This is a genomic window from Pseudomonas koreensis (assembly GCF_036668835.1).
Lineage (GTDB): Bacteria > Pseudomonadota > Gammaproteobacteria > Pseudomonadales > Pseudomonadaceae > Aquipseudomonas > Aquipseudomonas koreensis_I.
Genome location: NZ_JAZEVW010000003.1, coordinates 310,025 through 333,773, shown reverse-complemented (window position 1 = coordinate 333,773; position 23,749 = coordinate 310,025). Strand labels below are relative to the sequence as shown.

Genomic DNA, 23,749 nt, shown 5'->3' with positions numbered 1-23,749 from the left:
GGCGCCAGGCGCCGCGTTTCTTTAGAGGTCTTACCGGCTACACCTACAGTGAAGGAACCGGGCCCCTAGAAAAGAGCGCTGCTTTATACCAGAAAGACCGGGGTGCAACAACAATCGGTGTGCAATGAATCCATAAAAAGCCGCTTTTTCGGCCTGCGAACGCCTTGAACAAAGGCTGCGGCCAGTTTTGACCACTCGTCGCAGAAATCCTGCCCTACAGGCGATTCAGACATTTCATCTTGCTGATCGCGCCTGAAACCGCGCAAGACTACCCCCGGAAAATACAAAAAGGGGATAGTCATTTGCAATTCAGACCTCTAGGGTAGGACTTTTCCAGACTGCACTTGCAGATGGGCCTTCGATCTGTAAAGGAAACCGACCATGCGCCTCGCTGCCCTACCCCTGTTGCTTGCCCCGCTGTTGCTAAGCCCTCTGGCCCAGGCCGCCGCGCTGAGCGTGTGTACCGAGGCCAGCCCCGAAGGGTTTGACGTGGTGCAGTACAACTCGCTGACCACCACCAATGCCTCCGCCGACGTGCTGATGAATCGTCTGGTCGATTTCGACACTGCCAGCGGCAAGGTCGTGCCGAGCCTGGCCGACAGCTGGGAAGTCAGCACTGATGGGCTGACATACGTATTCAAACTGCATCCGCAGGTGAAGTTTCACACCACCGACTATTTCAAACCGAGCCGTGAACTGACCGCCGAAGACGTCAAGTTCAGCTTCGACCGCATGCTCGACCCGGCCAACCCGTGGCACAAAGTCGCGCAGAGCGGCTTCCCCCACGCGCAGTCAATGCAGTTGCCGGCGCTGATCAAGAAGATCGATGCACTCGACCCGCTGACCGTGCGCTTTACCCTAGATCATCCAGATTCGACCTTCCTGGCCACCCTGAGCATGGGCTTCGCCTCGATCTACTCAGCCGAGTACGCCGACAAGTTGATGAAGGCCGGCGCGACCGACAAGCTCAACAGCCAGCCGATCGGCACCGGCCCGTTCATCTTCAATCGCTTCCAGAAAGACGCGGCGATCCGCTACAAGGCCAACCCGGATTACTTCCGTGGCAAGCCTGCGGTCGATCCGCTGATCTTCGCCATCACTCCGGACGCCAACGTGCGCCTGCAAAAGCTGCGGCGTAATGAATGCCAGATCGCGCTGTCGCCGAAACCACTCGACGTACAGGCGGCGCTTAAAGAGCCGACGTTGAAAGTCGAAAAGACTGACGCGTTCATGACCGCTTTCGTTGGCATCAACAGCCAGCATCCGCCGCTGGACAAGCCAGAAGTGCGTCAGGCCATCAACCTGGCCTTTGACAAGGCCAACTACATCAAAGCTGTGTTCGAAGACACCGCCGAAGCCGCCAACGGCCCTTACCCGCCGAACACCTGGAGCTACGCGAAGAATCTGCCGGGCTACCCGCACGATGTGGCGAAGGCCAAGGCGTTGCTGGCCAAGGCCGGGTTGAAGGACGGCTTCCAGACCACGATCTGGACGCGCCCGTCGGGGAGCCTGCTCAACCCGAACCCGAGCCTGGGTGCGCAGATGTTGCAGTCGGACCTGGCTGAAATCGGCATTCAGGCGGAAATCCGCGTGATCGAGTGGGGCGAGCTGATTCGCCGCGCCAAGGCTGGCGAGCATGATCTGCTGTTCATGGGTTGGGCCGGTGACAACGGCGATCCGGACAACTTCCTCACCCCGCAGTTTTCCTGCGCGGCGGTCAAGTCCGGCACCAACTTCGCCCGCTACTGCAATGCCGATCTGGACAAGCTGATCAGCGCCGGCAAGACCACCAGCGAACAAGGCGTGCGCACCAAGCTGTACGAACAGGCGCAAGCGCAGATCCAGCAGCAGGCGTTGTGGCTGCCGCTGGCGCATCCGACGGCGTATGCGTTGACTCGTAAAGACGTGCAGGGTTACTCCGTCAGCCCGTTCGGTCGCCAGGACTACTCCAGAATCAGCCTCAAGCCCTAAGCGGCAAGCCCCAAGCTAGAGCCGAACGCGCACGGCTCTAGCTTGCCGCTTGTAGCTGCATACTTGCCGCTGCCTTTTTACATCCAGCCACACTCCGCCATCGACAGCGGCTCGCCATCGCCGACGATGAAGTGATCCAGTACGCGCACGTCGATCAGCTCCAGGGTCTTTTGCAGCCGCTTGGTCAGCAGCCGATCCGCCTGACTGGGGTCGGTATTGCCGGAGGGATGGTTGTGACACAGGATCACCGCCGCCGCGTTATTGGCCAGTGCGCGCTTCACCACTTCTCGGGGATGCACGCTGGTGTTGTCGATCGAGCCGCGAAACAGCGCCTCGAAATTCAGCACTTGGTGCCTGGAATCGAGAAACAGGCAGCCGAATACTTCGTGCGGCTCGTGCCGCAGCATCGCTTTTAGATAATCACGCACGACTTGCGGGTTTTCCAGTGCCGGTTTCTGCCGTGATCGTTCGGCCAGATGGCGCTTGCTCATCTCCTGCGCGGCTTGCAGTTGCGCATACTTCGCCGGCCCGAGTCCCATTTGTTTACTGAATGCGTCCTGGTCGGCCTCAAGCAGTAAACGCAGGCTGCCGAATTGCTTCAGCAGATGTCGCGCAAGGTCCACGGCGCTTGTTCCGGGCACCCCGGTGCGCAGAAAAATCGCCAGCAACTCAGCGTCCGAAAGACTCCCTGCCCCGTGCTCCAACAACCTTTCCCGCGGCCGTTCCGCCGCCGGCCAATCGCGAATACTCATACACACTCCCTGTCTGTGGGCGCCGCTGTTCCGTAGCGGTCGCTGTGATATCGTAGCCCATCTTTTTGGCGGTCGATTCAACCCTGGGGAGGGGTATCGCGCCGCCGTCATCAACGAAATGAAAGGCAGACCTATGCAGCGGCTGTATCGGAAACGCATCGTTCTGGGCGTCGGCGGCGGCATTGCGGCCTACAAGAGCGCCGATCTGGTTCGCCGCCTGATCGACCAGGGTGCCGAAGTGCGCGTGGTCATGACCCATGGCGGCGCCGAGTTCATTACCCCGCTGACCATGCAGGCCCTGTCGGGCCACCCGGTGCACCTCGACTTGCTCGACCCGGCCGCGGAAGCCGCGATGGGCCATATCGAACTGGCGAAATGGGCCGATCTGGTCCTGATCGCCCCGGCCACCGCTGACCTGATCGCCCGTCTGGCCCAAGGCATCGCCAATGATCTGCTGACCACGCTGGTGCTGGCCACAGACGCCGTCGTGGCCGTCGCACCGGCAATGAATCAAGCGATGTGGCGCGACCCGGCCACCCAGGCCAACCTGCAAGTGCTGGAAAGCCGAGGCCTGAAGACCTTCGGCCCGGCGTCCGGCAGCCAGGCCTGCGGCGACGTCGGCATGGGCCGCATGATGGAAGCCACCGATCTGGCCCTGCTCGCCGCCGACTGCTTCCAGCGTCAGGCACTGACCGGCAAACACGTCGTCATCACCGCCGGCCCGACTCAGGAAAACATCGATCCGGTGCGCTACATCACCAACCACAGCTCCGGCAAAATGGGCTTTGCCCTCGCGGAAGCCGCAGTGGAAGCCGGCGCCCGCGTCACTCTGATCAGCGGCCCGGTGCACTTGCCAACCCCCGATCGCGTCACGCGAATCGACGTGGTCAGCGCTCGCGACATGCTCGCCGCCTGCGAGTCGGCGATCCCCTGCGACGTGTTCATTGCTTCGGCAGCGGTTGCGGATTACCGCCCAGAGGTCGTTGCCCCGCAAAAACTCAAGAAAGACCCTGCGAGCGGTGACGGCTTCGTCCTGCAAATGGTGCGCAACCCCGACATCCTCGCCAGCATCGCGACCCGTCCCGACCGTCCGTTCAGTGTCGGCTTCGCCGCCGAGACCGAACACCTGCTCGACTACGCTGCACGCAAGCTGAAGGACAAGAATCTCGATTTGATCGTCGCCAACGACGTCGCCAACCCGAGCATCGGTTTCAACAGCGAAGAAAACGCCTGCAGCGTCATCGACCGTGAGCTGCACGCCACGGTTTTCGCCCAGACCAGCAAAGGCAAGATCGCCCGCCAACTGGTCACTTTTATCGCCGAACGTCTGAACCAGGTTTAATTTACATGCACGCTTTGCAAGCCAAGATCCTCGACCCACGCATCGGCACCGACTTCCCGCTGCCGCAATACGCCACCCCGGGCTCCGCCGGCCTCGACCTGCGCGCCATGCTGGATCAGGACACCGTGATCAAGCCGGGTGAAACCGTGCTGATCCCCACCGGCCTGTCGGTCTACATCGGCGACCCGAACCTTGCCGCGCTGATCCTGCCGCGCTCGGGCATGGGCCATAAACACGGCATCGTGCTGGGCAACCTGGTCGGCCTGATCGACTCCGACTACCAGGGCCCGCTGATGGTGTCCTGCTGGAACCGTGGCCAGAGCGATTTCACCATGACCGTCGGCGAACGTCTGGCGCAACTGGTGCTGGTACCGGTGGTGCAGGCGCACTTCGAAATGGTCGAAGAATTCGTCGAAACCGAACGCGGCACCGGCGGTTTCGGGCATACCGGAACGAAGTGACCCGGTCGGCTGATCTTGTGGTGAGCCAGCCCGCTGGCGCACCACAAACCGAAATTGTCATCTGCACGGTTTAGCGCGGTAAATCAAGGCATTGGCCGGTCAAAGCCCTGCTGCGCGGGGTGTCATGGCCCTTTCATAGCACGAACTCTCTGTGGAAAACGCCGTCATACCCTTCAGTTTGAGCCTGCCGTCGAACGATTCGTCGGCCTGTCCGCCACTTTCCAGATGGAGCATTTGTGCAGATGAGCACTCCAGCCAAGATCGCCCCGACCCTCCCCGAGAGCATTTTCCGCGCCTATGACATTCGCGGCACCGTGCCGGATTTTCTCAACGGCGAAACCGCTTACTGGATCGGCCGCGCTATCGGCTCGCAGAGCCTGGCCCAGGGCGAACCGAATGTGTCGGTCGGTCGTGACGGCCGCTTGTCCGGTCCGGAGCTGGTCGCCGAGTTGATTCGCGGCATCGCCGAGAGCGGTTGCCACGTCAGCGACGTCGGCCTGGTGCCGACACCGGCGCTGTATTACGCGGCCAACGTGCTGGCCGGCAAATCCGGAGTGATGCTCACCGGCAGCCACAACCCGTCGAATTACAACGGCTTCAAGATCGTCATCGCCGGCGACACCCTCGCCAACGAACAGATTCAAGTGCTGCACCAGCGCATCAAGAACAACGATCTGAGCAGCGGCCAGGGCAGCGTCACCCAGGTTGAAATCCTCGACCGCTACAACACCGAAATCGTCCAGGACATCAAACTGGCTCGTCGCCTCAAAGTCGTGGTCGACTGCGGCAACGGCGCGGCCGGCGTGATCGCCCCGCAACTGATCGAAGCGCTGAACTGCGAAGTCATTCCGCTGTTCTGCGAAGTCGACGGCAACTTCCCTAACCATCACCCGGATCCGGGCAAGCCGGAGAACCTTGTCGACCTGATCGCCAAGGTCAAGGAAACCAACGCTGATATCGGCCTGGCGTTCGACGGCGACGGCGACCGCGTCGGCGTGGTAACCAACACCGGCAGCATCGTCTACCCGGATCGCCTGCTGATGCTGTTCGCCCGTGATGTGGTGGCACGCAACCCGGACGCGGAAATCATCTTCGACGTCAAATGCACACGCCGCCTGGTGCCGCTGATCAAGGAATACGGTGGTCGGCCGCTAATGTGGAAGACCGGTCACTCGTTGATCAAAAAGAAAATGAAGCAATCCGGCGCACTGCTGGCCGGGGAAATGAGCGGGCACATCTTCTTCAAGGAACGCTGGTTCGGTTTCGATGACGGCATCTACAGCGCTGCACGCCTGCTGGAGATCCTCAGCAAGGAAAAATCCACCGCGGAAGAGCTGTTTGCGACCTTCCCGAACGATATTTCTACGCCGGAAATCAATATCCATGTGACCGAAGAGAGCAAATTCAGCATCATTGATGCACTGCACGATGCTCAGTGGGGTGAAGGCGCCGACCTCACCACCATCGACGGCGTGCGGGTCGATTACGCCAAAGGCTGGGGCCTGGTGCGCGCCTCCAACACCACTCCGGTGCTGGTGCTGCGCTTCGAGGCCGATGACGAGGCTGAATTGCAGCGCATCAAGGATGTGTTTCACGCCCAACTGAAACGCGTTGCACCTGATCTCCAACTACCGTTCTGATCCACCCGGAGCCCTGAATGACCCTCGAACGCGAAGCCGCCGCCAACACTGCCAAGGTCCTGTCCGAAGCACTGCCTTACATCCGACGTTATGTCGGCAAGACCCTGGTGATCAAATACGGCGGCAACGCGATGGAAAGCGAGGAGCTGAAAACCGGCTTCGCCCGCGACATCGTGCTGATGAAGGCCGTGGGCATCAACCCGGTGGTGGTACACGGTGGCGGCCCGCAGATCGGTGATCTGCTCAAGCGCCTGTCGATCGAGAGCCATTTTGTCGACGGCATGCGCGTGACCGACGCGGCGACCATGGACGTGGTGGAAATGGTCCTGGGCGGTCAGGTGAACAAAAGCATTGTCAACCTGATCAACCGCCACGGCGGCAGCGCCATCGGCCTGACCGGTAAAGACGCCGGGCTGATTCGCGCGAAGAAGCTCACCGTGTCCCGGCAGACCCCGGAGATGACCCAACCGGAAATCATCGACATCGGTCACGTCGGCGAAGTGGTCGGGATCAACACCGAGCTGCTGAATCTGCTGGTCAAAGGCAACTTCATCCCGGTGATCGCGCCGATCGGCGTGGGTGAGAACGGCGAGTCGTACAACATCAACGCTGACCTTGTGGCCGGCAAGGTTGCCGAAGCGCTGAAAGCCGAGAAACTGATGCTGCTGACCAACATCGCCGGCCTGATGGACAAGTCGGGCACCGTGCTGACCGGGCTGAGCACGCAGCAGGTCGACGATCTGATCGCTGACGGCACCATCTACGGCGGCATGCTGCCGAAGATCCGCTGCGCGCTGGAAGCGGTTCAGGGCGGTGTCGGCAGTTCGTTGATCATTGACGGGCGTGTACCGAATGCGATTCTGCTGGAAATCTTCACCGACACCGGTGTGGGTACGCTGATCAGCAATCGCAAGCGTCCGTAAGCGGTCGCGCAAACAAAAAGCCCCCGCTCAGTCTGGCTGAGCGGGGGCTTTTTTTCGCTGCAATCCCTGTGGGAGCGAGCTTGCTCGCGAAGACGGCGGCACATTCAACCTTGATGCAAGCTGACTCATCGCTTTCGCGAGCAAGCTCGCTCCCACAGGTTTGTCACAAGGCCATCAGACGCATCAAACGCCGAACCGGGCGCGGTACGCTTCCACCGCCGGCAAGTGCTGCTTGAGCTGCGGATCGTCAGCGAGGAACTCCAGCACCTGATTCAGCGAAACAATGCTGATCACCGGAATACCGAAGTCGCGCTCGACTTCCTGGATCGCCGACAGTTCGCCGTTGCCGCGCTCCTGGCGGTTCAGAGCGATCAACACGCCGGCGGCCTTGGCGCCCTCCTGCGAGGCGATGATCTGCATCACTTCGCGGATTGCGGTGCCGGCGGTGATCACGTCATCGATGATCAACACGTCACCGGTCAACGGCGCGCCAACCAGGCTGCCGCCTTCACCGTGAGCCTTGGCTTCCTTGCGATTGAAGCACCATGGCAGGTCGCGGTCATGATGTTCGGCCAGCGCAACGGCGGTAGTCGCCGCCAACGGAATGCCTTTGTAGGCCGGGCCGAACAGAACGTCGAAAGGAATGCCGCTTTCGGCGATGGCGGCGGCGTAGAAACGCCCCAGCTGCGCCAGGGCCGAGCCCGAGTTGAACAGGCCGGCATTGAAGAAGTAGGGACTGGTGCGCCCGGACTTCAGGGTGAACTCACCGAAGCGCAAAACGCCGCGATCGATGGCAAAACGAATGAAATCGCGCTGATACGCTTGCATGAAAAAAACCCCAAATACCACGGATTTAGCTAATTAGCTTGACGCCGTGTATCATACACGCACGCGATTTTTGGGGCCATTTATGCGGATCATCAGTGTGAACGTCAATGGTATTCAGGCGGCAGTCGAGCGCGGTTTGCTCAGTTGGCTGCAAGCACAGAATGCCGACGTCATCTGCCTGCAGGACACCCGTGCCTCCGCCTTTGAACTGGACGACCCAGCCTTCCAACTGGATGGCTACTTCCTTTATGCCTGCGATGCTGAAGTCCCTGCCCAAGGCGGCGTGGCTTTGTATTCGCGGTTGCAACCGAAGGCTGTCATCAGCGGTCTCGGTTTCGAGACGGCCGACCGCTACGGGCGCTACCTGCAAGCAGATTTCGACAAAGTCAGTATTGCCACCTTGCTGCTTCCTTCGGGGATGAACGGTGATGAGGACTTGAACCAGAAGTTCAAGCTCATGGACGACTTCGGCAAGTATCTGGACAAACAGCGGCGCAAACGTCGCGAGTACATTTATTGTGGCTCGTTGTACGTGGCGCAGCAGAAGCTCGACATCAAGAACTGGCGCGACAGCCAGCAGTCTCCAGGCTTCCTGGCGCCGGAACGGGCCTGGATGGACGAGATTGTCGGCAACATGGGCTACGTCGATGCGTTGCGCGAATTCAGCCGCGAAGGCGATCAGTACAGCTGGTGGCCGGATAACGAACAGGCCGAGATGCTCAATCTCGGCTGGCGCTTCGATTACCAGATCCTGACACCGGGCCTGCGGCGCTTCGTGCGCAGCGCACGCCTGCCGCGTCAGCCACGGTTCTCGCAGCACGCGCCGCTGATCGTCGACTACGACTGGACGCTGACCATCTAAGCGTCGGATCGCCGTCAGAAAAAATGCCCGCATCGTCAGATGCGGGCATTTTTTTGCCTCAAATAAAGCCCCGTCCTAGACGGCGGCAAACAACGGCAAGACCAGATACAGTTTGATCACAATGACGTTAATGATGTCGATGAAAAACGCTCCGACCATCGGCACCACCAGAAAAGCAATCTGCGACGGCCCATAGCGCTGCGTCACCGCCTGCATGTTGGCGATGGCCGTAGGCGTGGCGCCCAGGCCGAAGCCGCAATGTCCCGCTGCAAGCACGGCGGCATCATAGTTGCTGCCCATCACGCGGAACGTCACGAAAATCGCGAACAGCGCCATAACCAGCGCCTGCACGGCGAGAATGATAAAGATCGGCAAGGCCAGCGCCGCCAGATCCCACAATTTCAGCGACATCAGCGCGATCGCCAGAAACAGCGACAAACTGACGTTGCCGAGTACCGAAACTTCACGCTCGAACACCTGATACAAGCCAAGTGCCGAAAGACCGTTGCGCAACACCACGCCCACGAACAGCACGCAGACAAACGTCGGCAACTCGAAGGCAGTGCCCTGCAGCCAGCCATTCAACAGACTGCCAGTCAGCAAACTGATGGCAATCAACGCCAGCGTTTCGACGAATGAAAATGGCGTGATCGAGCGCTCCTTGTTCGGCTGCTCGAAACCTTTCGGCAGCCGGGGAGCTTGCTCCTGATTGCCGCCCGGTACTTGCACCCGCTTGATCAGCAAGCGCGCAACGGGCCCGCCGATCAGTCCTCCGAGGACCAGACCGAACGTCGCCGAAGCCAGCGCCAGTTCCGAGGCGGATGCCAGCCCATACTTCTCGCTGAACACCGTTCCCCAGGCAGCACCCGTGCCATGCCCGCCCGCCAGGGTGATCGAACCCGTCAGCAAGCCCATCAGAGGATCAAGTCCGAGCAGGGCTGCCAACCCGATACCCATCGCGTTCTGCACCACCAGCAAGCCGATAACGGCCAGCAGAAATATGCCGACAACGCGGCCACCCTTTTTCAGGCTGGCGAGATCGGCACTCAAGCCAATCGTGGCGAAGAAAGCCAACATCAGCGGCGTTTGCAGGGAAGTATCAAAGCGCACTTCAATATCGAACGCGCGCAATATCAATAACAGTACGGCAACCACCAGGCCGCCCGCTACCGGTTCGGGAATATTGTAACTTCGCAGAAAGCCGACTCGCGTAACAAGTCCGCGCCCCAGCAGTAATACTAATGACGCGGCCACGAGCGTGCCGTAGAAATCGAGCTGAATCATGTGGATTATTCTTGGCTATGTATTCAGGAGGCGAGCGTGTACCTGGGCTCGACTCGTGAACCGGCTGATTTTATCAACACTGATTACTGGGAAGTTCAAGAACCTTCGATGGCTTGAACATATCGAAATGTTTCAAATGAAACATTGCACCGGGCAACTTTAACAATCAGCCCGCACCAATAACAAGCACATAGATAAACACTTGTTCATACAGTTGTGACTAAAAATGTAGCAATTAAATATTCATAAATAATTACTCGACCGTAAATCGACAACAGACTATTCCTACAACAGAAAACACTTTATTGAATTGCAAAAAAAGCCCCGACAGGTCGGGGCTTTTTTATTTGGTGCCCTAGCGGGCCGTTATTTGATCAGCCGCCAGGTGAAAGGATAACGGTAGGGAAATCCTTTATTGGCCTTCACCGCAGCGATGATCGGAATGACCAACGCGCAAATCACCACCGGAACAATCAAAACATACCCGATCAGCACCACCATTAGCCCCACGCAGATGAGCATGGCAATGGTCATGGTGATCTGAAAATTCAGCGATTCCTTACCCTGCGCATCGATAAACGGGTCAGTCTCACGCTTCATCTGCCAGAGGATCAGCGGGCCGAGCAGACTTCCAAAGGGAAATACGCTACCCAGAAAGCTGGACAAGTGACAAAACATCGCCCACTGGCGAATCTCCTGACTCGGTTTGGGCAGCACGTCTTGCTTGTCACTCATCGCGTCCTCCTTGCGGCTGTGAATTGGCTCAGTCGGCCAATGCGGCTTTTTGCAGTTCGAAAATCTCGTTCATGCCTTTCTTCGCCAGTTCCAGCATGGCATTCAAATCTTCAGGCTGGAACGGCGCGCCTTCAGCGGTGCCCTGCACCTCGATGAAACCACCGGTGCTGGTCATCACTACGTTCAGATCGGTCTCGGCAGCGGAATCTTCAAGATAGTCGAGATCCAGCACCGCCTCGCCCTGATACATGCCAACCGATACCGCGCCGATCATCTGCTTGAGCGGGTCGCCGCCTTTCAGGCCGCCACGTTTCTTGATCACTTTCAGCGCGTCGACCAGCGCAACCATGGCGCCGGTGATCGATGCCGTGCGGGTGCCGCCGTCAGCCTGGATCACGTCGCAGTCGACGTACAGGGTCACGTCGCCCAGCTTGGACATGTCCAGCGCCGCGCGCAGGGAGCGGCCAATCAGGCGCTGGATTTCGAGGGTGCGGCCGCCCTGCTTGCCGCGACTCGCTTCACGCTGGTTACGCTCGCCGGTGGCGCGCGGCAGCATGCCGTACTCAGCCGTCAGCCAGCCTTGGCCCTGGCCTTTGAGGAAACGCGGCACGCCGTTTTCAACGCTGACGGTGCAAATGACCTTGGTATCACCGAATTCGACCAGCACCGATCCCTCGGCGTGTTTGGTGTAGTTGCGGGTAATGCGGATCGAGCGGAGCTGATCGGCAGCGCGACCACTTGGACGTTTCATAGGGAATACCTGTACTGAGGACGGAAAACTACCGAGCATTATAGAGCGGTGCACCGCGCCTGGGCACTCGTTAAAAAGCCGGGGCGACCGGTGAAGGTCGTGAAACGCACGTTACCGACGGGCTGCAGCGCTTTGTCACACCGTGTGTTTGGGCGCATTCGCCGCACTGCGCTACAATCCTGCGCCTTTGCTGCCAGTCGGCTTACATTCATTGATATCGCGCCTGCGGAACTTCCCTGCTGCGCCGATCTGCATTGCGAGGTCACCGCCATGGTGCACAGCATGACCGCCTTCGCCCGCGTCGAGAAAGCCGGCGTCCAGGGCACCCTGAGCTGGGAACTGCGCTCGGTCAACAGCCGCTATCTGGAACCGCACCTGCGTCTGCCGGAGTCATTCCGCGACCTCGAAGGTGCCGTGCGTGAAGCGCTGCGTCAGGGCCTGTCGCGAGGCAAGCTGGAGTGCACGCTGCGCTTCACCGAGGAGAGCACCGGCAAGCCGCTGCAAGTCGACCGCGAGCGCGCCGCGCAACTGGTCGCTGCCGCCGAAGCCATCGCCGGCTTGATCAGCAACCCTGCTGCATTGAATCCCCTGGAAGTGCTGGCCTGGCCCGGCGTGCTGGTGGGTGATGCGACGGATCCACAAGCGCTGAACGCCGAAGCCCTGGCGCTGTTCAATCTAGGCCTGAAAGAACTGAAGGCCGGCCGCGAGCGCGAAGGCGCGGAGCTGGCCCGCTTGATCAATGATCGCCTGACTTCCATTGAAGAAGACGTCGTGACCCTGCGCGAGCTGGTCCCGCAAATGCTCGCCACCCAGCGCCAGAAGGTTCTCGACCGCTTCGCTGACATGAAGGCCGAGCTGGATCCGCAGCGCCTGGAGCAGGAAATGGTCCTGCTCGCACAAAAAAGCGACGTCGCCGAAGAGCTGGATCGCCTGAGCACCCACATCATCGAAGTGCGCCGGGTGCTCAAGTCCGGCGGCGCGGCCGGGCGGCGCCTCGACTTCCTGATGCAGGAGCTCAACCGCGAAGCCAACACACTGGGCTCCAAGGCCTTCGACCCGCGCAGCACCCAGGCCGCCGTCAACCTCAAAGTGTTGATCGAACAGATGCGCGAACAAGTGCAGAACATTGAGTAAGGCTACCCTGACATGACCCAACACACCGGCACCCTGTACATCATTTCCGCGCCGTCGGGCGCGGGCAAGAGCAGCCTGGTCAAGGCGTTGACCGACGCTGATCCAGAGATCCGCGTTTCCGTTTCGCACACCACCCGCGCCATGCGCCCGGGTGAAGTGGACGGCGTGAACTACCACTTCGTGACTCGTGAGGAGTTCGTGAAGATGGGCGAGCACGGCGACTTCCTTGAACGCGCTGAAGTGTTCGGCAACTTCTACGGCACCTCGCAAAGCCGCCTGCAGCAGACGCTGGACGAAGGCCATGACCTGATTCTGGAAATCGACTGGCAAGGCGCCGAGCAAGTGCGCAAGCTGATGCCCCAGGCACGCTCGATCTTCATCCTGCCGCCCTCGCTGCAAGCCCTGCACCAGCGCCTGACCAACCGTGGCCAGGACAGCGACGAGATCATCGACGGGCGGATGCGCGAAGCAGTCAGCGAGATGAGCCACTACGTCGATTACGATTACCTGATCATCAACGACGATTTCGCCCACGCGCTGGACGATCTGAAGGCGATTTTCCGCGCCAATCAGTTGCAACAGAAACGCCAACAGGTGCGTTTCGGCAAATTGCTGGCCGAATTGCTCGGTTAAAACAGCCCTTCCCAAAACGCCTGCAAGCGCTTTACATTGGTGCTTGCAGCGCGTTGAAGGGCTTGGTCAAAAAAACAGCGCTTCCCTAATCGCTGGTGATTTTTTAAACTGCTGAGTCCGCTTGCCCATTCGGGCAGCGCGCATATTGCATTCGCTCCGAGGAATACCATGGCCCGCGTAACCGTTGAAGACTGCCTAGAACACGTGGAAAACCGCTTTGAGCTGGTCATGCTCTCTACCAAGCGTGCCCGTCAACTGGCCACAGGCGGCAAAGAGCCACTGGTTCAGTGGGAAAACGACAAGCCGACTGTTGTCGCGCTGCGTGAAATCGCTGAAGGCGTGATGAGCTACGAGTACATCGCCGAGCAGGAAATCGTCCAGGATGAGCCGCTGTTCGCAGCGTTCGAGGACGAGTCCAACGAGGCCGTCTAAGCCTATGCCTGGTCGACGTAGCACGGCGCGGGATCACAGCTTGCGGCAGGATTTATCATGCCGAGCATAGACGCCCTCGCCGATCGCTTATCGACCTACCTCGGCAACGACCAGGTCAACCTGGTCCGCCGAGCGTATTTCTACGCCGAACAAGCCCATGACGGTCAGCGCCGTCGCAGCGGCGAGGCGTACGTCACGCATCCTCTTGCGGTGGCGAATATTCTGGCCGACATGCACATGGACCATCAGAGCCTGATGGCCGCGATGCTGCATGACGTGATCGAAGACACCGGTATCGCCAAAGAGGCGCTGCAAGCGCAGTTCGGTGAAACCGTGGCCGAACTGGTCGACGGGGTCAGCAAACTGACCCAGATGAACTTCGAGACCAAAGCTGAAGCCCAGGCGGAAAACTTCCAGAAAATGGCCATGGCCATGGCGCGCGACATTCGCGTGATCCTGGTCAAGCTTGCCGACCGCCTGCACAACATGCGCACACTTGAAGTGCTGTCCGGGGAAAAACGCCGGCGCATCGCCAAGGAAACCCTGGAAATCTACGCGCCCATTGCCAACCGCCTGGGCATGCATGCGATCCGCATCGAATTCGAAGACCTCGGTTTCAAGGCGATGCACCCGATGCGTTCCGCGCGGATCTACCAGGCGGTCAAGCGCGCTCGGGGCAACCGCAAGGAAATCGTCAACAAGATCGAAGAATCCCTTGGTCATTGCCTCGCCATCGACGGCATCCAGGGTGAAGTCAGCGGTCGCCAGAAACACCTCTACGGCATCTACAAGAAGATGCGCGGCAAGCGTCGGGCCTTCAACGAGATCATGGACGTCTACGCGTTCCGGATCATCGTCGACAAGGTCGACACCTGCTACCGCGTGCTCGGCGCTGTGCATAATTTGTACAAACCGTTGCCGGGGCGCTTCAAGGATTACATCGCGATTCCCAAGGCCAACGGCTATCAGTCGCTGCATACAACGCTGTTCGGCATGCACGGCGTACCGATCGAAATCCAGATCCGCACCCGCGAAATGGAAGAAATGGCCAACAACGGCATCGCCGCCCATTGGCTGTACAAATCCAGCGGCGACGAGCAGCCGAAAGGCACTCACGCCCGCGCCCGCCAGTGGGTCAAAGGCGTACTGGAAATGCAGCAGCGCGCCGGCAACTCGCTGGAATTCATCGAAAGCGTAAAAATCGATCTGTTCCCGGACGAGGTCTACGTGTTCACGCCCAAAGGCCGGATCATGGAGCTGCCCAAAGGCTCCACGGCGGTTGATTTTGCCTACGCGGTGCACACCGACGTCGGCAACAGCTGCATCGCCTGCCGGATCAACCGCCGTCTCGCACCGCTGTCCGAACCGCTGCAAAGCGGCTCCACGGTCGAGATCGTCAGCGCTCCCGGGGCCCGCCCAAATCCGGCATGGCTCAACTTTGTGGTTACCGGCAAGGCGCGCACGCACATTCGCCACGCGCTGAAATTGCAGCGCCGCTCCGAGTCCATCAGCCTCGGCGAACGTCTGCTGAACAAGGTCCTCAACGGTTTCGACAGCTCGCTGGAGAAGATTCCGGCCGAGCGCATCAAGGCGATGCTCACCGAGTACCGCCTCGAACTGATCGAAGACCTGCTCGAAGACATCGGCCTGGGCAACCGCATGGCCTACGTGGTTGCCCGTCGCCTGCTCGGCGAAGGCGAGCAACTGCCAAGCCCGGAAGGCCCACTGGCGATTCGCGGCACCGAAGGTCTGGTACTCAGCTACGCCAAATGCTGCACGCCGATCCCGGGCGACCCGATTGTCGGCCACCTGTCGGCGGGCAAAGGCATGGTCGTGCACCTGGACAACTGCCGCAACATCAGCGAAATCAGGCATAACCCGGAAAAATGCATCCAGCTCTCGTGGGCCAAGGATGTCACCGGCGAATTCAATGTCGAACTGCGTGTCGAGCTGGAGCACCAGCGCGGCCTGATCGCCCTGCTGGCCAGCAGCGTCAACGCGGCCGACGGCAATATCGAAAAAATCAGCATGGACGAACGCGATGGTCGCATCAGCGTCGTGCAACTGGTGGTCAGCGTCCACGACCGTGTGCACCTGGCCCGTGTGATCAAGAAGCTGCGCGCCTTGACCGGAGTGATCCGTATCACCCGCATGCGTGCATAACCTGCCTATTACAAGGAGTCATACATGACCAAAACCGTCATCACCAGCGACAAGGCCCCGGCCGCCATCGGTACTTACTCCCAGGCCATCAAGGCAGGCAACACCGTGTACATGTCGGGTCAGATCCCGCTGGACCCGAAAACCATGGAACTGGTCGAAGGTTTCGAAGCCCAGACCGTCCAGGTCTTCGAGAACCTCAAAGCCGTGGCCGAAGCCGCCGGCGGTTCGTTCAAGGACATCGTCAAACTGAACATCTTCCTCACCGACTTGAGCCACTTCGCCAAGGTCAACGAGATCATGGGCAAGTACTTCGACCAGCCGTACCCGGCACGCGCCGCCATCGGCGTGGCGGCCCTGCCAAAGGGTTCGCAGGTTGAAATGGATGCCATTCTGGTCATCGAGTGATGCGCGCGGCGCGGCCTGACCGCCGCGCCGAATGCCGTGCAAGAAAAGGTTTTGAAAGGATTCCACCATGCGCAAAGCGCTAGCTCTCTCGCTGCTCGCCCTGATCCTCGGCGGCTGCGCCAGCGACCCTGCAGACCGTGACATCAGCGGCACCTGGATCAATCAGGTGGCGATCGATGCCGCCGCCAAGGGCGGTCCCCTGCGCGAAGCGCTTCAGGCCTACGGCCCGAATCTGGAATGGGACGTCAACACCAAGGCCGGTCAGGCCCGCTACACCAACGGTTTTGAAAACGTCGAAGGACGGCTGCTGGGCGAACAGTCCGGCGCCTGGAAAGTCGACTTTTATGGCAGCTCCGCCAGTGAGCTGAAACGCGACGGCAATCAACTGCAGCAAGCTGCCAGCGACAACGAACCGGAACAACTGTTCGACCGTGCGCAGATCCCGGTGCCGGAAGGCGCACCGATTGGCGCCAGCTTCGAACGCGCACTGTATTCGGCGTACATGGGCGGAAACTGGAAAATTGTCAGCGGTGAGGGCGAAGGCGCCACCGTGCAGTTTCAGGCGGACGGCCAGGTCACCGGCCTGCCGGGCGCTGACCGCTATGCCTTGTGCCTGGCGGGTGATTGCGCGTCGATGAGCAATGGCAACGACAGCATGTGGTTGCAACTCAACGGTCAGGGCAACAACTGGATCTTTGTGCGCAAAGGTAATGAGCTGGAGATTCTCCAGGCAGTGAATGCTGCGCTGGCGGATGAACAGCCGCAGTTTGCTGCGGGTGAGCGCAAGTGGTTGCTGGAGAAGCAGTAACCCCGTTTTCAACGACGCTGTAGATTCAATGTGGGAGCGAGCCTGCTCGCGAAAGCGGTTTTACATTCGATGATGATGTTGAATGTTACGGCCTCTTCGCGAGCAGGCTCGCTCCCACAGTGTTTTGTGTGGTCAGGAAGTCAGCATTTCCCTTCAAGGATCGCGGCGTAGCCTTCGCGGTAGGTCGGATAAGTCGGCGCCCACCCCAACGCCTTCACCCGCGCATTGCTGCAACGCTTGCTACCGGTGCGCCGCACACTGGCGTCTTCGGCCCACTCGGTCACGTTCAGGTATTCGCGTAACCAGCCCACCACTTCTGCCAACGGCGCCGGCGCATCGTCGACACCGATGTAACAGTCTTCCAGCGCCACGCCCTGCCGATCCTTTTCCAGCAGAAACGCCAGCAGGCCGGCCGCGTCATCGGCATGGATGCGGTTGCCATACAGCGGCGGCTCGACCGCCACGCGATAACCGCGACGCACCTGGGTCAGCAGCCACTCGCGGCCCGGCCCGTAGATGCCGGTCAGGCGCAGAACGCTGGCAGGAATTCCGCTGTGGAGCGCGACCTGCTCGGCTTCGAGCATCAAGCGACCTGAATAACCGGCCGCGACAGTCTCTGAGGTCTCATCGACCCACGTCCCGTCTTGCTGGCCATACACACTGCTGCTGGACACGAAGATCAGTCGCTCAGGCGCTTGCCCATAGTCGCCCAGCCAGCTCAGTACATTCTGCAAACCCTGCACGTAGGCTTTGCGATAGCCCTCTTCATCGTGCTCGGTGGCCGCAGCGCAATACACCAGGTAATCGATGGCACCGACCGGCCAGTTCGCCGGGCACTCTTCACCGAACAGGTCGCCAGCGACGCCCATAACGCCGTCCGGCAGGCGCGCAACATTGCGCCGCAGACCAAAAACGTCCCAGCCGGCAGCCAACAGTTGCGTGGCCAGACGACTGCCGACATCACCACAACCGGCAATCAAAACAGAAGGCGCGGACATCAGAAAACTCCCATCGGAAAGACACAGACTAGCGTCGGCAGAGGATGAACGGCTAGCAATGGAGGAAAAAAAGATACTCTATTACTTTTGTTAACAAGAATTACTTGCAATAATGCACGTCACTTTTGTTCTCGGCCTCACGAGGCCTGGAAGAGCATTACCGTTTTTCAATCTCAGGTCCGGCCAGCATGACACGTAATCAAACTCCCGCTTCGCCAACCAATCGACCTCGCGCCTGGAGCGCGGTGGCGGCTCTGCTGCTCAGCCTGATGCTGGCGCCGACCGCCGCATTCGCTGACGCTCAGGCCCCGGCCGCGCCAGCCGCTGCCGAGCAGAGCGCACCGGCAGCCGCACCGGCAGCCGCACCGACCGCCACCGATCCGGTGCAGAGCGTGCAAGCCGTCGACGCGCCTGAAGTCCTCGAAGCCGACAACAGCCTGGGCATGGCCCACGACCTGTCGCCATGGGGTATGTACCAGAACGCCGACATCATCGTGAAAATCGTGATGATCGGTCTGGCCATCGCCTCGATCATCACCTGGACCATCTGGATCGCCAAAGGCTTTGAGCTGATGGGCGCCAAGCGTCGTCTGCGAGGCGAAATCGCTGCGCTGAAAAAAGCCGCCACGCTGAAGGAAGCCAGCGCCACTGCGGCGAAGGAAGGCACCCTCGCCAATCTGCTGGTGCACGACGCGCTCGAAGAGATGCGCCTGTCGGCCAACAGCCGCGAGAAAGAAGGCATCAAGGAACGCGTGAGCTTCCGCCTCGAGCGTCTGGTCGCGGCCTGCGGTCGCAACATGAGCAGCGGCACCGGCGTACTCGCCACCATCGGTTCCACCGCGCCGTTTGTCGGCCTGTTCGGTACCGTGTGGGGCATCATGAACTCCTTCATCGGCATCGCCAAAACCCAGACCACCAACCTCGCGGTCGTTGCTCCGGGTATCGCTGAAGCGCTGCTGGCCACGGCACTGGGTCTGGTTGCCGCGATTCCTGCGGTGGTGATCTACAACGTCTTCGCCCGCTCCATCGCCGGTTACAAGGCGCAGGTGTCCGATGCATCGGCGCAAGTGTTGCTGCTGGTCAGCCGCGATCTCGACCACCAGCCTGAGCGCAGCTCGCAGCCGCACATGGTCAAAGTGGGGTAATCGGCCATGGGCCTGCATTTGAAAGAAGGCGCAGACGACGATCTGGCCGAGAACCACGAAATCAACGTCACGCCGTTCATCGACGTGATGCTGGTGCTGTTGATCATCTTCATGGTGGCTGCACCGTTGGCCACCGTGGACATTAAAGTCGACCTTCCCGCCTCGACCGCCAAACCGGCGCCGCGGCCAGAGAAACCGGTGTTCCTCAGCGTGAAAGCTGACCAGCGTCTGTTCCTCGGCGACGACGAAGTGAAGGCCGACGCACTCGGCGCCACGCTCGACGCCAAGACCCAGGGCAAGAAAGACACCACCATCTTCTTCCAGGCCGACAAAGGCGTGGATTACGGTGACCTGATGAGCGTGATGGATAACCTGCGCGCCGCCGGTTACCTGAAGGTCGGTCTGGTCGGTCTCGAGACGGCAGCCAAGAAATGATCAACACGCGCCATAAGCTGACGCGTTACAGCGGTAGCCTGGCCGTGGTGCTGGGCGTGCACGCGCTGGCCATCGCGCTGGCGCTGAACTGGACCACCCGCCCGCCCATCGAATTGCCACCGCAGGCAATGATGGTCGAGCTCGCTCCGGTGCCTGCCCCGCCACCGCCGGCTCCGCCGAAAGTCGTCACCCCGCCACAGCCACCGGCTCCGGTGGAAGAACTGCCGATACCGAAACTGGCCGAAGCACCGAAAGCGGAAATCGCGGTGCCTAAACCCAAGCCGAAGCCAAAGCCCAAACCGCCGAAGCCGGTCGAGAAAAAGCTGCCTGACCCGCCGAAGGAAAAACCTTCCGAGGAAAAACCGGCCGACACCCAACCGACCCAGGCACCGACGGAGAAATCCGCCCAGCCGGCACCGGGCCCGTCGCCGGCGCAATTGGCGGCCAAAGCCAGCTGGCAAGGCACCCTGCTCGCGCATTTGCAGAAGTACAAGAAATACCCGCAAAGCGCCCAGGCACGGGGCAAGGAAGGCTTGAACCGTCTGCGTTTCGTGGTCGACGGCGAAGGCAACGTGTTGTCGTTCGAACTGGTGGGCCGCTCTGGCAACGCCGATCTGGACCGGGCCACCCTGGACATGATCCGCCGCGCGCAACCGCTGCCCAAGCCACCGGCCGACATGCTCAACAACGGCTCGATCGAAATTGTTGCGCCGTTTGTTTATTCCCTGGAACGCCGCCGTTAAGCAACACCGCAATACCCTGTGGGAGCGAGCTTGCTCGCGAAGGCGCCAGGTCAGTCAGAGCAGTTTCGTCTGACATACCGCATTCGCGAGCAAGCTCGCTCCCACAAAGTAATGTGCTAACCAATAGATCCAGCCAAGAGGCACCCGAAAGGTGCCTTTTGCGTATCTGCCTGCGGCAAACCGACATCGCCCGGTGTCGCACTCAGCCCTCAGTCTGATAACGTGCGCCTATCGATTGCAGCCGGTATGCTTGGCGCGCATCTTCATGGACGCTTGCTATGACCCTCACAGAATTACGCTACATCGTTACCCTCGCCCAAGAGCAGCACTTCGGCCATGCCGCCGAGCGTTGCCACGTCAGCCAGCCGACGCTGTCGGTGGGCGTGAAAAAACTTGAAGACGAACTCGGTGTGCTGATTTTCGAGCGCAGCAAAAGCGCCGTGCGCCTGACCCCGGTCGGCGAAGGCATCGTCGCCCAGGCGCAGAAAGTCCTGGAACAAGCCCAAGGCATTCGCGAACTGGCCCAGGCCGGCAAGAACCAGCTGACCGCACCGCTGAAAGTCGGCGCCATCTACACCGTCGGCCCGTACCTGTTCCCGCACCTGATTCCACAACTGCACCGGGTCGCCCCGCAGATGCCGTTGTACATCGAAGAAAATTTTACCCACGTGCTGCGCGACAAACTGCGTAACGGCGAGCTCGACGCGATCATCATCGCCCTGCCGTTCAACGAAGCCGATGTGCTGACCCTGCCGCTGTACGACGAGCCGTTCTACGTCCTGATGCCGGCCCAGCACCCCTGGACCAAGAAAGAATCCATCGACGCCGGCCTGCTCAACGACAAGAGCCTGCTGCTGCTCGGCGAAGGTCACTGCTTCCGCGATCAGGTGCTCGAAGCCTGCCCGACCCTGACCAAGGGCAACGACGGCGCCAAGCACACCACGGTCGAATCCAGCTCACTGGAAACCATTCGGCACATGGTCGCTTCGGGCCTGGGCATCTCGATCCTGCCGCTGTCCGCGGTGGACAGCCATCACTACGCCCCGGGCGTGATCGAAGTCCGCCCGCTGACCGCGCCAGTACCTTTCCGCACCGTGGCGATCGCCTGGCGCGCGAGCTTCCCGCGGCCGAAAGCCATCGAGATCCTCGCCGACTCTATTCGCCTGTGCTCGGTGGCCAAGCCTGCCGCGCCGGTCACGGCCGGTTAAGCCAGGGTCATGACGGAGCTGTCGCAAGTGTCGGTGACGGCACTCAAGGGTGTCGGCGAGGCTATGGCCGAGAAGCTGGCCAAGGTCGGTCTGGAAAACCTGCAGGACGTGCTGTTTCACCTGCCGCTGCGTTATCAGGATCGCACCCGCGTGGTGCCGATCGGTGCGCTGCGCCCGGGGCAGGACGCCGTGGTCGAAGGCACCGTCAGCGGTGCCGACGTGGTCATGGGGCGACGTCGCAGCCTCGTCGTGCGCTTGCAGGACGGTACCGGCGGCCTGAGTCTGCGCTTCTACCATTTCAGCAACGCGCAGAAAGAAGGCCTCAAGCGTGGCACGCGCGTGCGCTGCTACGGCGAAGCGCGGCCCGGTGCGTCCGGCCTGGAAATCTATCATCCGGAATACCGCGCGATCACCGGCGATGAACCGCCGCCAGTGGACGAAACCCTGACCCCGGTCTATCCGCTCACCGAAGGCCTGACCCAGCAGCGTCTGCGCCAGTTGTGCATGCAGACCCTAACCATGCTTGAGCCTTCGACCCTGCCCGACTGGCTGCCGACCGAGCTCGCTCGCGACTACCAACTCGCGCCGCTGGCCGATGCGATCCGTTACCTGCACAACCCACCCGCCGATGCCGATGTCGATGAACTCGCCCTCGGTCATCATTGGGCGCAGCATCGTCTGGCCTTCGAAGAATTGCTTACCCATCAACTGTCGCAGCAGCGCCTGCGCGAAAGCCTGCGTTCGCTACGCGCGCCGGCGATGCCGAAAGCCACGAAGCTGCCACCGAAATACCTGAAGAACCTCGGCTTCAGCCCGACCGGTGCCCAGCAACGGGTCGGCAACGAAATCGCCTACGACCTCAGCCAGCACGAACCGATGCTGCGGCTGATTCAGGGCGATGTCGGCGCGGGCAAAACCGTGGTCGCCGCCCTCGCTGCACTGCAAGCGCTGGAGGCTGGTTATCAGGTCGCGCTGATGGCACCGACCGAGATTCTTGCCGAACAACACTTCATCACCTTCAAGCGCTGGCTCGAACCGCTGGGGATCGACGTCGCGTGGCTGGCCGGCAAGCTCAAGGGCAAAAACCGCGTCGCCGCGCTCGAACAGATCGCCAGCGGCACGCCGATGGTGGTTGGCACTCACGCGCTGTTTCAGGACGAAGTGCAGTTCAAGAACCTCGCACTGGTGATCATCGACGAACAACACCGCTTCGGTGTGCAGCAGCGTCTGGCGCTGCGGCAAAAAGGCGTCGGCGGGCGCATGTGCCCGCATCAACTGATCATGACCGCCACACCGATTCCACGCACGCTGGCGATGAGCGCCTACGCCGACCTCGACACCTCGATCCTCGACGAATTGCCGCCCGGCCGGACCCCGGTCAACACCGTGCTGGTCACCGACATCCGCCGCGTTGAAGTCATCGAACGCGTGCGCGGTGCCTGCGCCGAGGGCCGACAAGCCTATTGGGTGTGCACCCTGATTGAAGAATCCGAAGAGCTGACCTGCCAGGCCGCCGAAACCACTTTCGAAGACCTCACCGCCGCCCTCGGCGAATTGAAAGTCGGGCTGATTCACGGGCGCATGAAGCCTGTCGAAAAAGCCGCGGTGATGGCCGAGTTCAAGGCTGGCAACCTGCAACTGCTGGTCGCCACCACGGTGATCGAAGTCGGCGTCGACGTGCCCAACGCCAGCCTGATGATCATCGAAAACCCCGAGCGCCTCGGTCTTGCGCAACTGCACCAGTTGCGCGGTCGTGTTGGTCGGGGCAGCGCGGCCAGCCATTGCGTGCTGCTCTACCAACCGCCGCTGTCGCAGATCGGCCGTCAGCGTTTGGGCATCATGCGCGAGACCAACGACGGTTTCGTCATCGCCGAGAAAGACCTCGAATTGCGCGGCCCCGGCGAAATGCTCGGCACCCGCCAGACCGGTCTGTTGCAATTCAAGGTCGCCGACCTGATGCGCGACGCCGATCTGTTGCCCGCCGTGCGCGACGCCGCGCAAGCCCTGCTGGAGCGCTGGCCGACCCACGTCAGCCCGTTGCTTGATCGCTGGCTGCGGCATGGGCAGCAATACGGCCAAGTGTGAGCACTGTCGCA

The 23,749-nt window shown here is 60.8% G+C and carries 22 protein-coding genes and 1 pseudogene; 17 read left to right on the top strand and 6 right to left on the bottom strand.

Annotation, left to right across the window (positions count from 1 at the left end; genetic code table 11):
- The first annotated feature begins 381 nt into the window (after positions 1-381).
- Positions 382-1,971 (top strand): ABC transporter substrate-binding protein, encoded by a 1,590-nt coding sequence (locus V6F91_RS10700; protein ID WP_332764170.1) that lies wholly within the window; start codon positions 382-384, stop codon positions 1,969-1,971.
- A gap of 77 nt (positions 1,972-2,048) precedes the next feature.
- Here the strand turns inward: V6F91_RS10700 and radC are convergent, their stop codons facing one another.
- Complete coding sequence (gene radC / locus V6F91_RS10695; protein WP_332764168.1) at positions 2,049-2,723, bottom strand: RadC family protein; 675 nt, start codon at positions 2,721-2,723, stop codon at positions 2,049-2,051.
- 133 nt (positions 2,724-2,856) lie between these two features.
- Between radC and coaBC the strand changes: the two genes are divergently transcribed.
- The 4 genes and pseudogenes from coaBC (at position 2,857) to argB (ending at position 7,089) form a co-directional block, all read left to right on the top strand.
- Positions 2,857-4,065 (top strand): bifunctional phosphopantothenoylcysteine decarboxylase/phosphopantothenate--cysteine ligase CoaBC, encoded by a 1,209-nt coding sequence (coaBC, locus tag V6F91_RS10690; protein WP_332764895.1) that lies wholly within the window; start codon positions 2,857-2,859, stop codon positions 4,063-4,065.
- 5 nt (positions 4,066-4,070) lie between these two features.
- A complete protein-coding gene (gene dut, locus V6F91_RS10685) occupies positions 4,071-4,526 on the top strand; it encodes a dUTP diphosphatase (protein ID WP_208939256.1) in 456 nt (151 codons plus the stop codon).
- 263 nt (positions 4,527-4,789) lie between these two features.
- Positions 4,790-6,166: pseudogene (locus tag V6F91_RS10680) on the top strand (phosphomannomutase/phosphoglucomutase); the annotation flags it as partial.
- Positions 6,167-6,183: 17 nt separating this feature from the next.
- Positions 6,184-7,089 (top strand): acetylglutamate kinase, encoded by a 906-nt coding sequence (gene argB, locus V6F91_RS10675; protein ID WP_016772548.1) that lies wholly within the window; start codon positions 6,184-6,186, stop codon positions 7,087-7,089.
- Between the two features lie 183 nt (positions 7,090-7,272).
- On the opposite strand, the gene pyrE is transcribed toward argB, so the two are convergent.
- Positions 7,273-7,917: an orotate phosphoribosyltransferase gene (pyrE, locus tag V6F91_RS10670; protein ID WP_258451168.1), complete on the bottom strand. Its 645-nt coding sequence runs from the start codon at positions 7,915-7,917 to the stop codon at positions 7,273-7,275.
- An 82-nt stretch (positions 7,918-7,999) separates the two neighbouring features.
- On the opposite strand from pyrE, the gene V6F91_RS10665 reads away from it, so the two are divergent.
- A complete protein-coding gene (locus tag V6F91_RS10665; protein WP_332764164.1) occupies positions 8,000-8,779 on the top strand; it encodes an exodeoxyribonuclease III in 780 nt (259 codons plus the stop codon).
- A gap of 75 nt (positions 8,780-8,854) precedes the next feature.
- Here V6F91_RS10665 and gltS read toward each other — a convergent pair whose 3' ends face one another.
- The 3 genes from gltS to rph all read right to left on the bottom strand — a co-directional run bounded on the left by gltS (position 8,855) and on the right by rph (position 11,549).
- Entirely contained in the window at positions 8,855-10,063 is a 1,209-nt protein-coding gene (gene gltS / locus V6F91_RS10660) for a sodium/glutamate symporter (RefSeq protein ID WP_332764162.1), read from the bottom strand.
- A gap of 366 nt (positions 10,064-10,429) precedes the next feature.
- Positions 10,430-10,798, bottom strand: coding sequence for a DUF4870 domain-containing protein (locus tag V6F91_RS10655; protein ID WP_332764160.1), 369 nt, complete (start codon positions 10,796-10,798; stop codon positions 10,430-10,432).
- Positions 10,799-10,826: 28 nt separating this feature from the next.
- Entirely contained in the window at positions 10,827-11,549 is a 723-nt protein-coding gene (rph, locus tag V6F91_RS10650) for a ribonuclease PH (protein WP_090287527.1), read from the bottom strand.
- Between the two features lie 270 nt (positions 11,550-11,819).
- Between rph and V6F91_RS10645 the strand changes: the two genes are divergently transcribed.
- From V6F91_RS10645 to V6F91_RS10620, 6 genes are all read left to right on the top strand, one after another.
- Complete coding sequence (locus V6F91_RS10645) at positions 11,820-12,683, top strand: YicC/YloC family endoribonuclease (RefSeq protein WP_332764157.1); 864 nt, start codon at positions 11,820-11,822, stop codon at positions 12,681-12,683.
- A gap of 12 nt (positions 12,684-12,695) precedes the next feature.
- Entirely contained in the window at positions 12,696-13,316 is a 621-nt protein-coding gene (gene gmk / locus V6F91_RS10640; RefSeq protein ID WP_039757364.1) for a guanylate kinase, read from the top strand.
- A 168-nt stretch (positions 13,317-13,484) separates the two neighbouring features.
- Entirely contained in the window at positions 13,485-13,748 is a 264-nt protein-coding gene (gene rpoZ / locus V6F91_RS10635) for a DNA-directed RNA polymerase subunit omega (RefSeq protein ID WP_039757363.1), read from the top strand.
- A 57-nt stretch (positions 13,749-13,805) separates the two neighbouring features.
- Entirely contained in the window at positions 13,806-15,911 is a 2,106-nt protein-coding gene (spoT, locus tag V6F91_RS10630) for a bifunctional GTP diphosphokinase/guanosine-3',5'-bis pyrophosphate 3'-pyrophosphohydrolase (RefSeq protein WP_332764153.1), read from the top strand.
- Positions 15,912-15,935: 24 nt separating this feature from the next.
- Positions 15,936-16,316, top strand: coding sequence for a RidA family protein (locus V6F91_RS10625; RefSeq protein WP_003229509.1), 381 nt, complete (start codon positions 15,936-15,938; stop codon positions 16,314-16,316).
- Between the two features lie 67 nt (positions 16,317-16,383).
- Complete coding sequence (locus V6F91_RS10620; RefSeq protein ID WP_332764149.1) at positions 16,384-17,124, top strand: hypothetical protein; 741 nt, start codon at positions 16,384-16,386, stop codon at positions 17,122-17,124.
- 140 nt (positions 17,125-17,264) lie between these two features.
- Here the strand turns inward: V6F91_RS10620 and V6F91_RS10615 are convergent, their stop codons facing one another.
- Positions 17,265-18,122 (bottom strand): SDR family oxidoreductase, encoded by an 858-nt coding sequence (locus tag V6F91_RS10615; RefSeq protein WP_332764147.1) that lies wholly within the window; start codon positions 18,120-18,122, stop codon positions 17,265-17,267.
- Between the two features lie 188 nt (positions 18,123-18,310).
- Here V6F91_RS10615 and exbB point away from each other — a divergent pair, with 188 nt between their 5' ends.
- The 5 genes from exbB (at position 18,311) to recG (ending at position 23,738) form a co-directional block, all read left to right on the top strand.
- A complete protein-coding gene (exbB, locus tag V6F91_RS10610) occupies positions 18,311-19,267 on the top strand; it encodes a tonB-system energizer ExbB (RefSeq protein ID WP_332764145.1) in 957 nt (318 codons plus the stop codon).
- A 6-nt stretch (positions 19,268-19,273) separates the two neighbouring features.
- Complete coding sequence (gene exbD, locus V6F91_RS10605) at positions 19,274-19,702, top strand: TonB system transport protein ExbD (protein ID WP_332764143.1); 429 nt, start codon at positions 19,274-19,276, stop codon at positions 19,700-19,702.
- Complete coding sequence (locus V6F91_RS10600; protein WP_332764141.1) at positions 19,699-20,445, top strand: energy transducer TonB; 747 nt, start codon at positions 19,699-19,701, stop codon at positions 20,443-20,445. Before exbD ends, V6F91_RS10600 begins: the two co-directional genes overlap by 4 nt.
- Positions 20,446-20,723: 278 nt before the next feature.
- A complete protein-coding gene (locus tag V6F91_RS10595) occupies positions 20,724-21,653 on the top strand; it encodes a hydrogen peroxide-inducible genes activator (RefSeq protein WP_024014805.1) in 930 nt (309 codons plus the stop codon).
- 9 nt (positions 21,654-21,662) lie between these two features.
- Positions 21,663-23,738, top strand: a complete 2,076-nt coding sequence (recG, locus tag V6F91_RS10590; protein WP_332764138.1) for an ATP-dependent DNA helicase RecG — start codon at positions 21,663-21,665, stop codon at positions 23,736-23,738.
- Positions 23,739-23,749 lie beyond the last annotated feature (11 nt).

Coding starts and splice junctions, on each gene's coding strand:
- recG (WP_332764138.1), top strand. CDS start 21,663: ATGACGGAGCTGTCGCAAGTGTCGGTGACGGCACTCAAGGGTGTCGGC.
- V6F91_RS10665 (WP_332764164.1), top strand. CDS start 8,000: ATGCGGATCATCAGTGTGAACGTCAATGGTATTCAGGCGGCAGTCGAG.
- exbD (WP_332764143.1), top strand. CDS start 19,274: ATGGGCCTGCATTTGAAAGAAGGCGCAGACGACGATCTGGCCGAGAAC.
- V6F91_RS10615 (WP_332764147.1), bottom strand. CDS start 18,122: ATGTCCGCGCCTTCTGTTTTGATTGCCGGTTGTGGTGATGTCGGCAGT.
- pyrE (WP_258451168.1), bottom strand. CDS start 7,917: ATGCAAGCGTATCAGCGCGATTTCATTCGTTTTGCCATCGATCGCGGC.
- coaBC (WP_332764895.1), top strand. CDS start 2,857: ATGCAGCGGCTGTATCGGAAACGCATCGTTCTGGGCGTCGGCGGCGGC.
- spoT (WP_332764153.1), top strand. CDS start 13,806: ATGCCGAGCATAGACGCCCTCGCCGATCGCTTATCGACCTACCTCGGC.
- rpoZ (WP_039757363.1), top strand. CDS start 13,485: ATGGCCCGCGTAACCGTTGAAGACTGCCTAGAACACGTGGAAAACCGC.
- V6F91_RS10625 (WP_003229509.1), top strand. CDS start 15,936: ATGACCAAAACCGTCATCACCAGCGACAAGGCCCCGGCCGCCATCGGT.
- V6F91_RS10645 (WP_332764157.1), top strand. CDS start 11,820: ATGGTGCACAGCATGACCGCCTTCGCCCGCGTCGAGAAAGCCGGCGTC.
- V6F91_RS10620 (WP_332764149.1), top strand. CDS start 16,384: ATGCGCAAAGCGCTAGCTCTCTCGCTGCTCGCCCTGATCCTCGGCGGC.
- V6F91_RS10700 (WP_332764170.1), top strand. CDS start 382: ATGCGCCTCGCTGCCCTACCCCTGTTGCTTGCCCCGCTGTTGCTAAGC.
- gltS (WP_332764162.1), bottom strand. CDS start 10,063: ATGATTCAGCTCGATTTCTACGGCACGCTCGTGGCCGCGTCATTAGTA.
- V6F91_RS10600 (WP_332764141.1), top strand. CDS start 19,699: ATGATCAACACGCGCCATAAGCTGACGCGTTACAGCGGTAGCCTGGCC.
- gmk (WP_039757364.1), top strand. CDS start 12,696: ATGACCCAACACACCGGCACCCTGTACATCATTTCCGCGCCGTCGGGC.
- dut (WP_208939256.1), top strand. CDS start 4,071: ATGCACGCTTTGCAAGCCAAGATCCTCGACCCACGCATCGGCACCGAC.
- V6F91_RS10655 (WP_332764160.1), bottom strand. CDS start 10,798: ATGAGTGACAAGCAAGACGTGCTGCCCAAACCGAGTCAGGAGATTCGC.
- rph (WP_090287527.1), bottom strand. CDS start 11,549: ATGAAACGTCCAAGTGGTCGCGCTGCCGATCAGCTCCGCTCGATCCGC.
- argB (WP_016772548.1), top strand. CDS start 6,184: ATGACCCTCGAACGCGAAGCCGCCGCCAACACTGCCAAGGTCCTGTCC.
- exbB (WP_332764145.1), top strand. CDS start 18,311: ATGACACGTAATCAAACTCCCGCTTCGCCAACCAATCGACCTCGCGCC.
- V6F91_RS10595 (WP_024014805.1), top strand. CDS start 20,724: ATGACCCTCACAGAATTACGCTACATCGTTACCCTCGCCCAAGAGCAG.
- radC (WP_332764168.1), bottom strand. CDS start 2,723: ATGAGTATTCGCGATTGGCCGGCGGCGGAACGGCCGCGGGAAAGGTTG.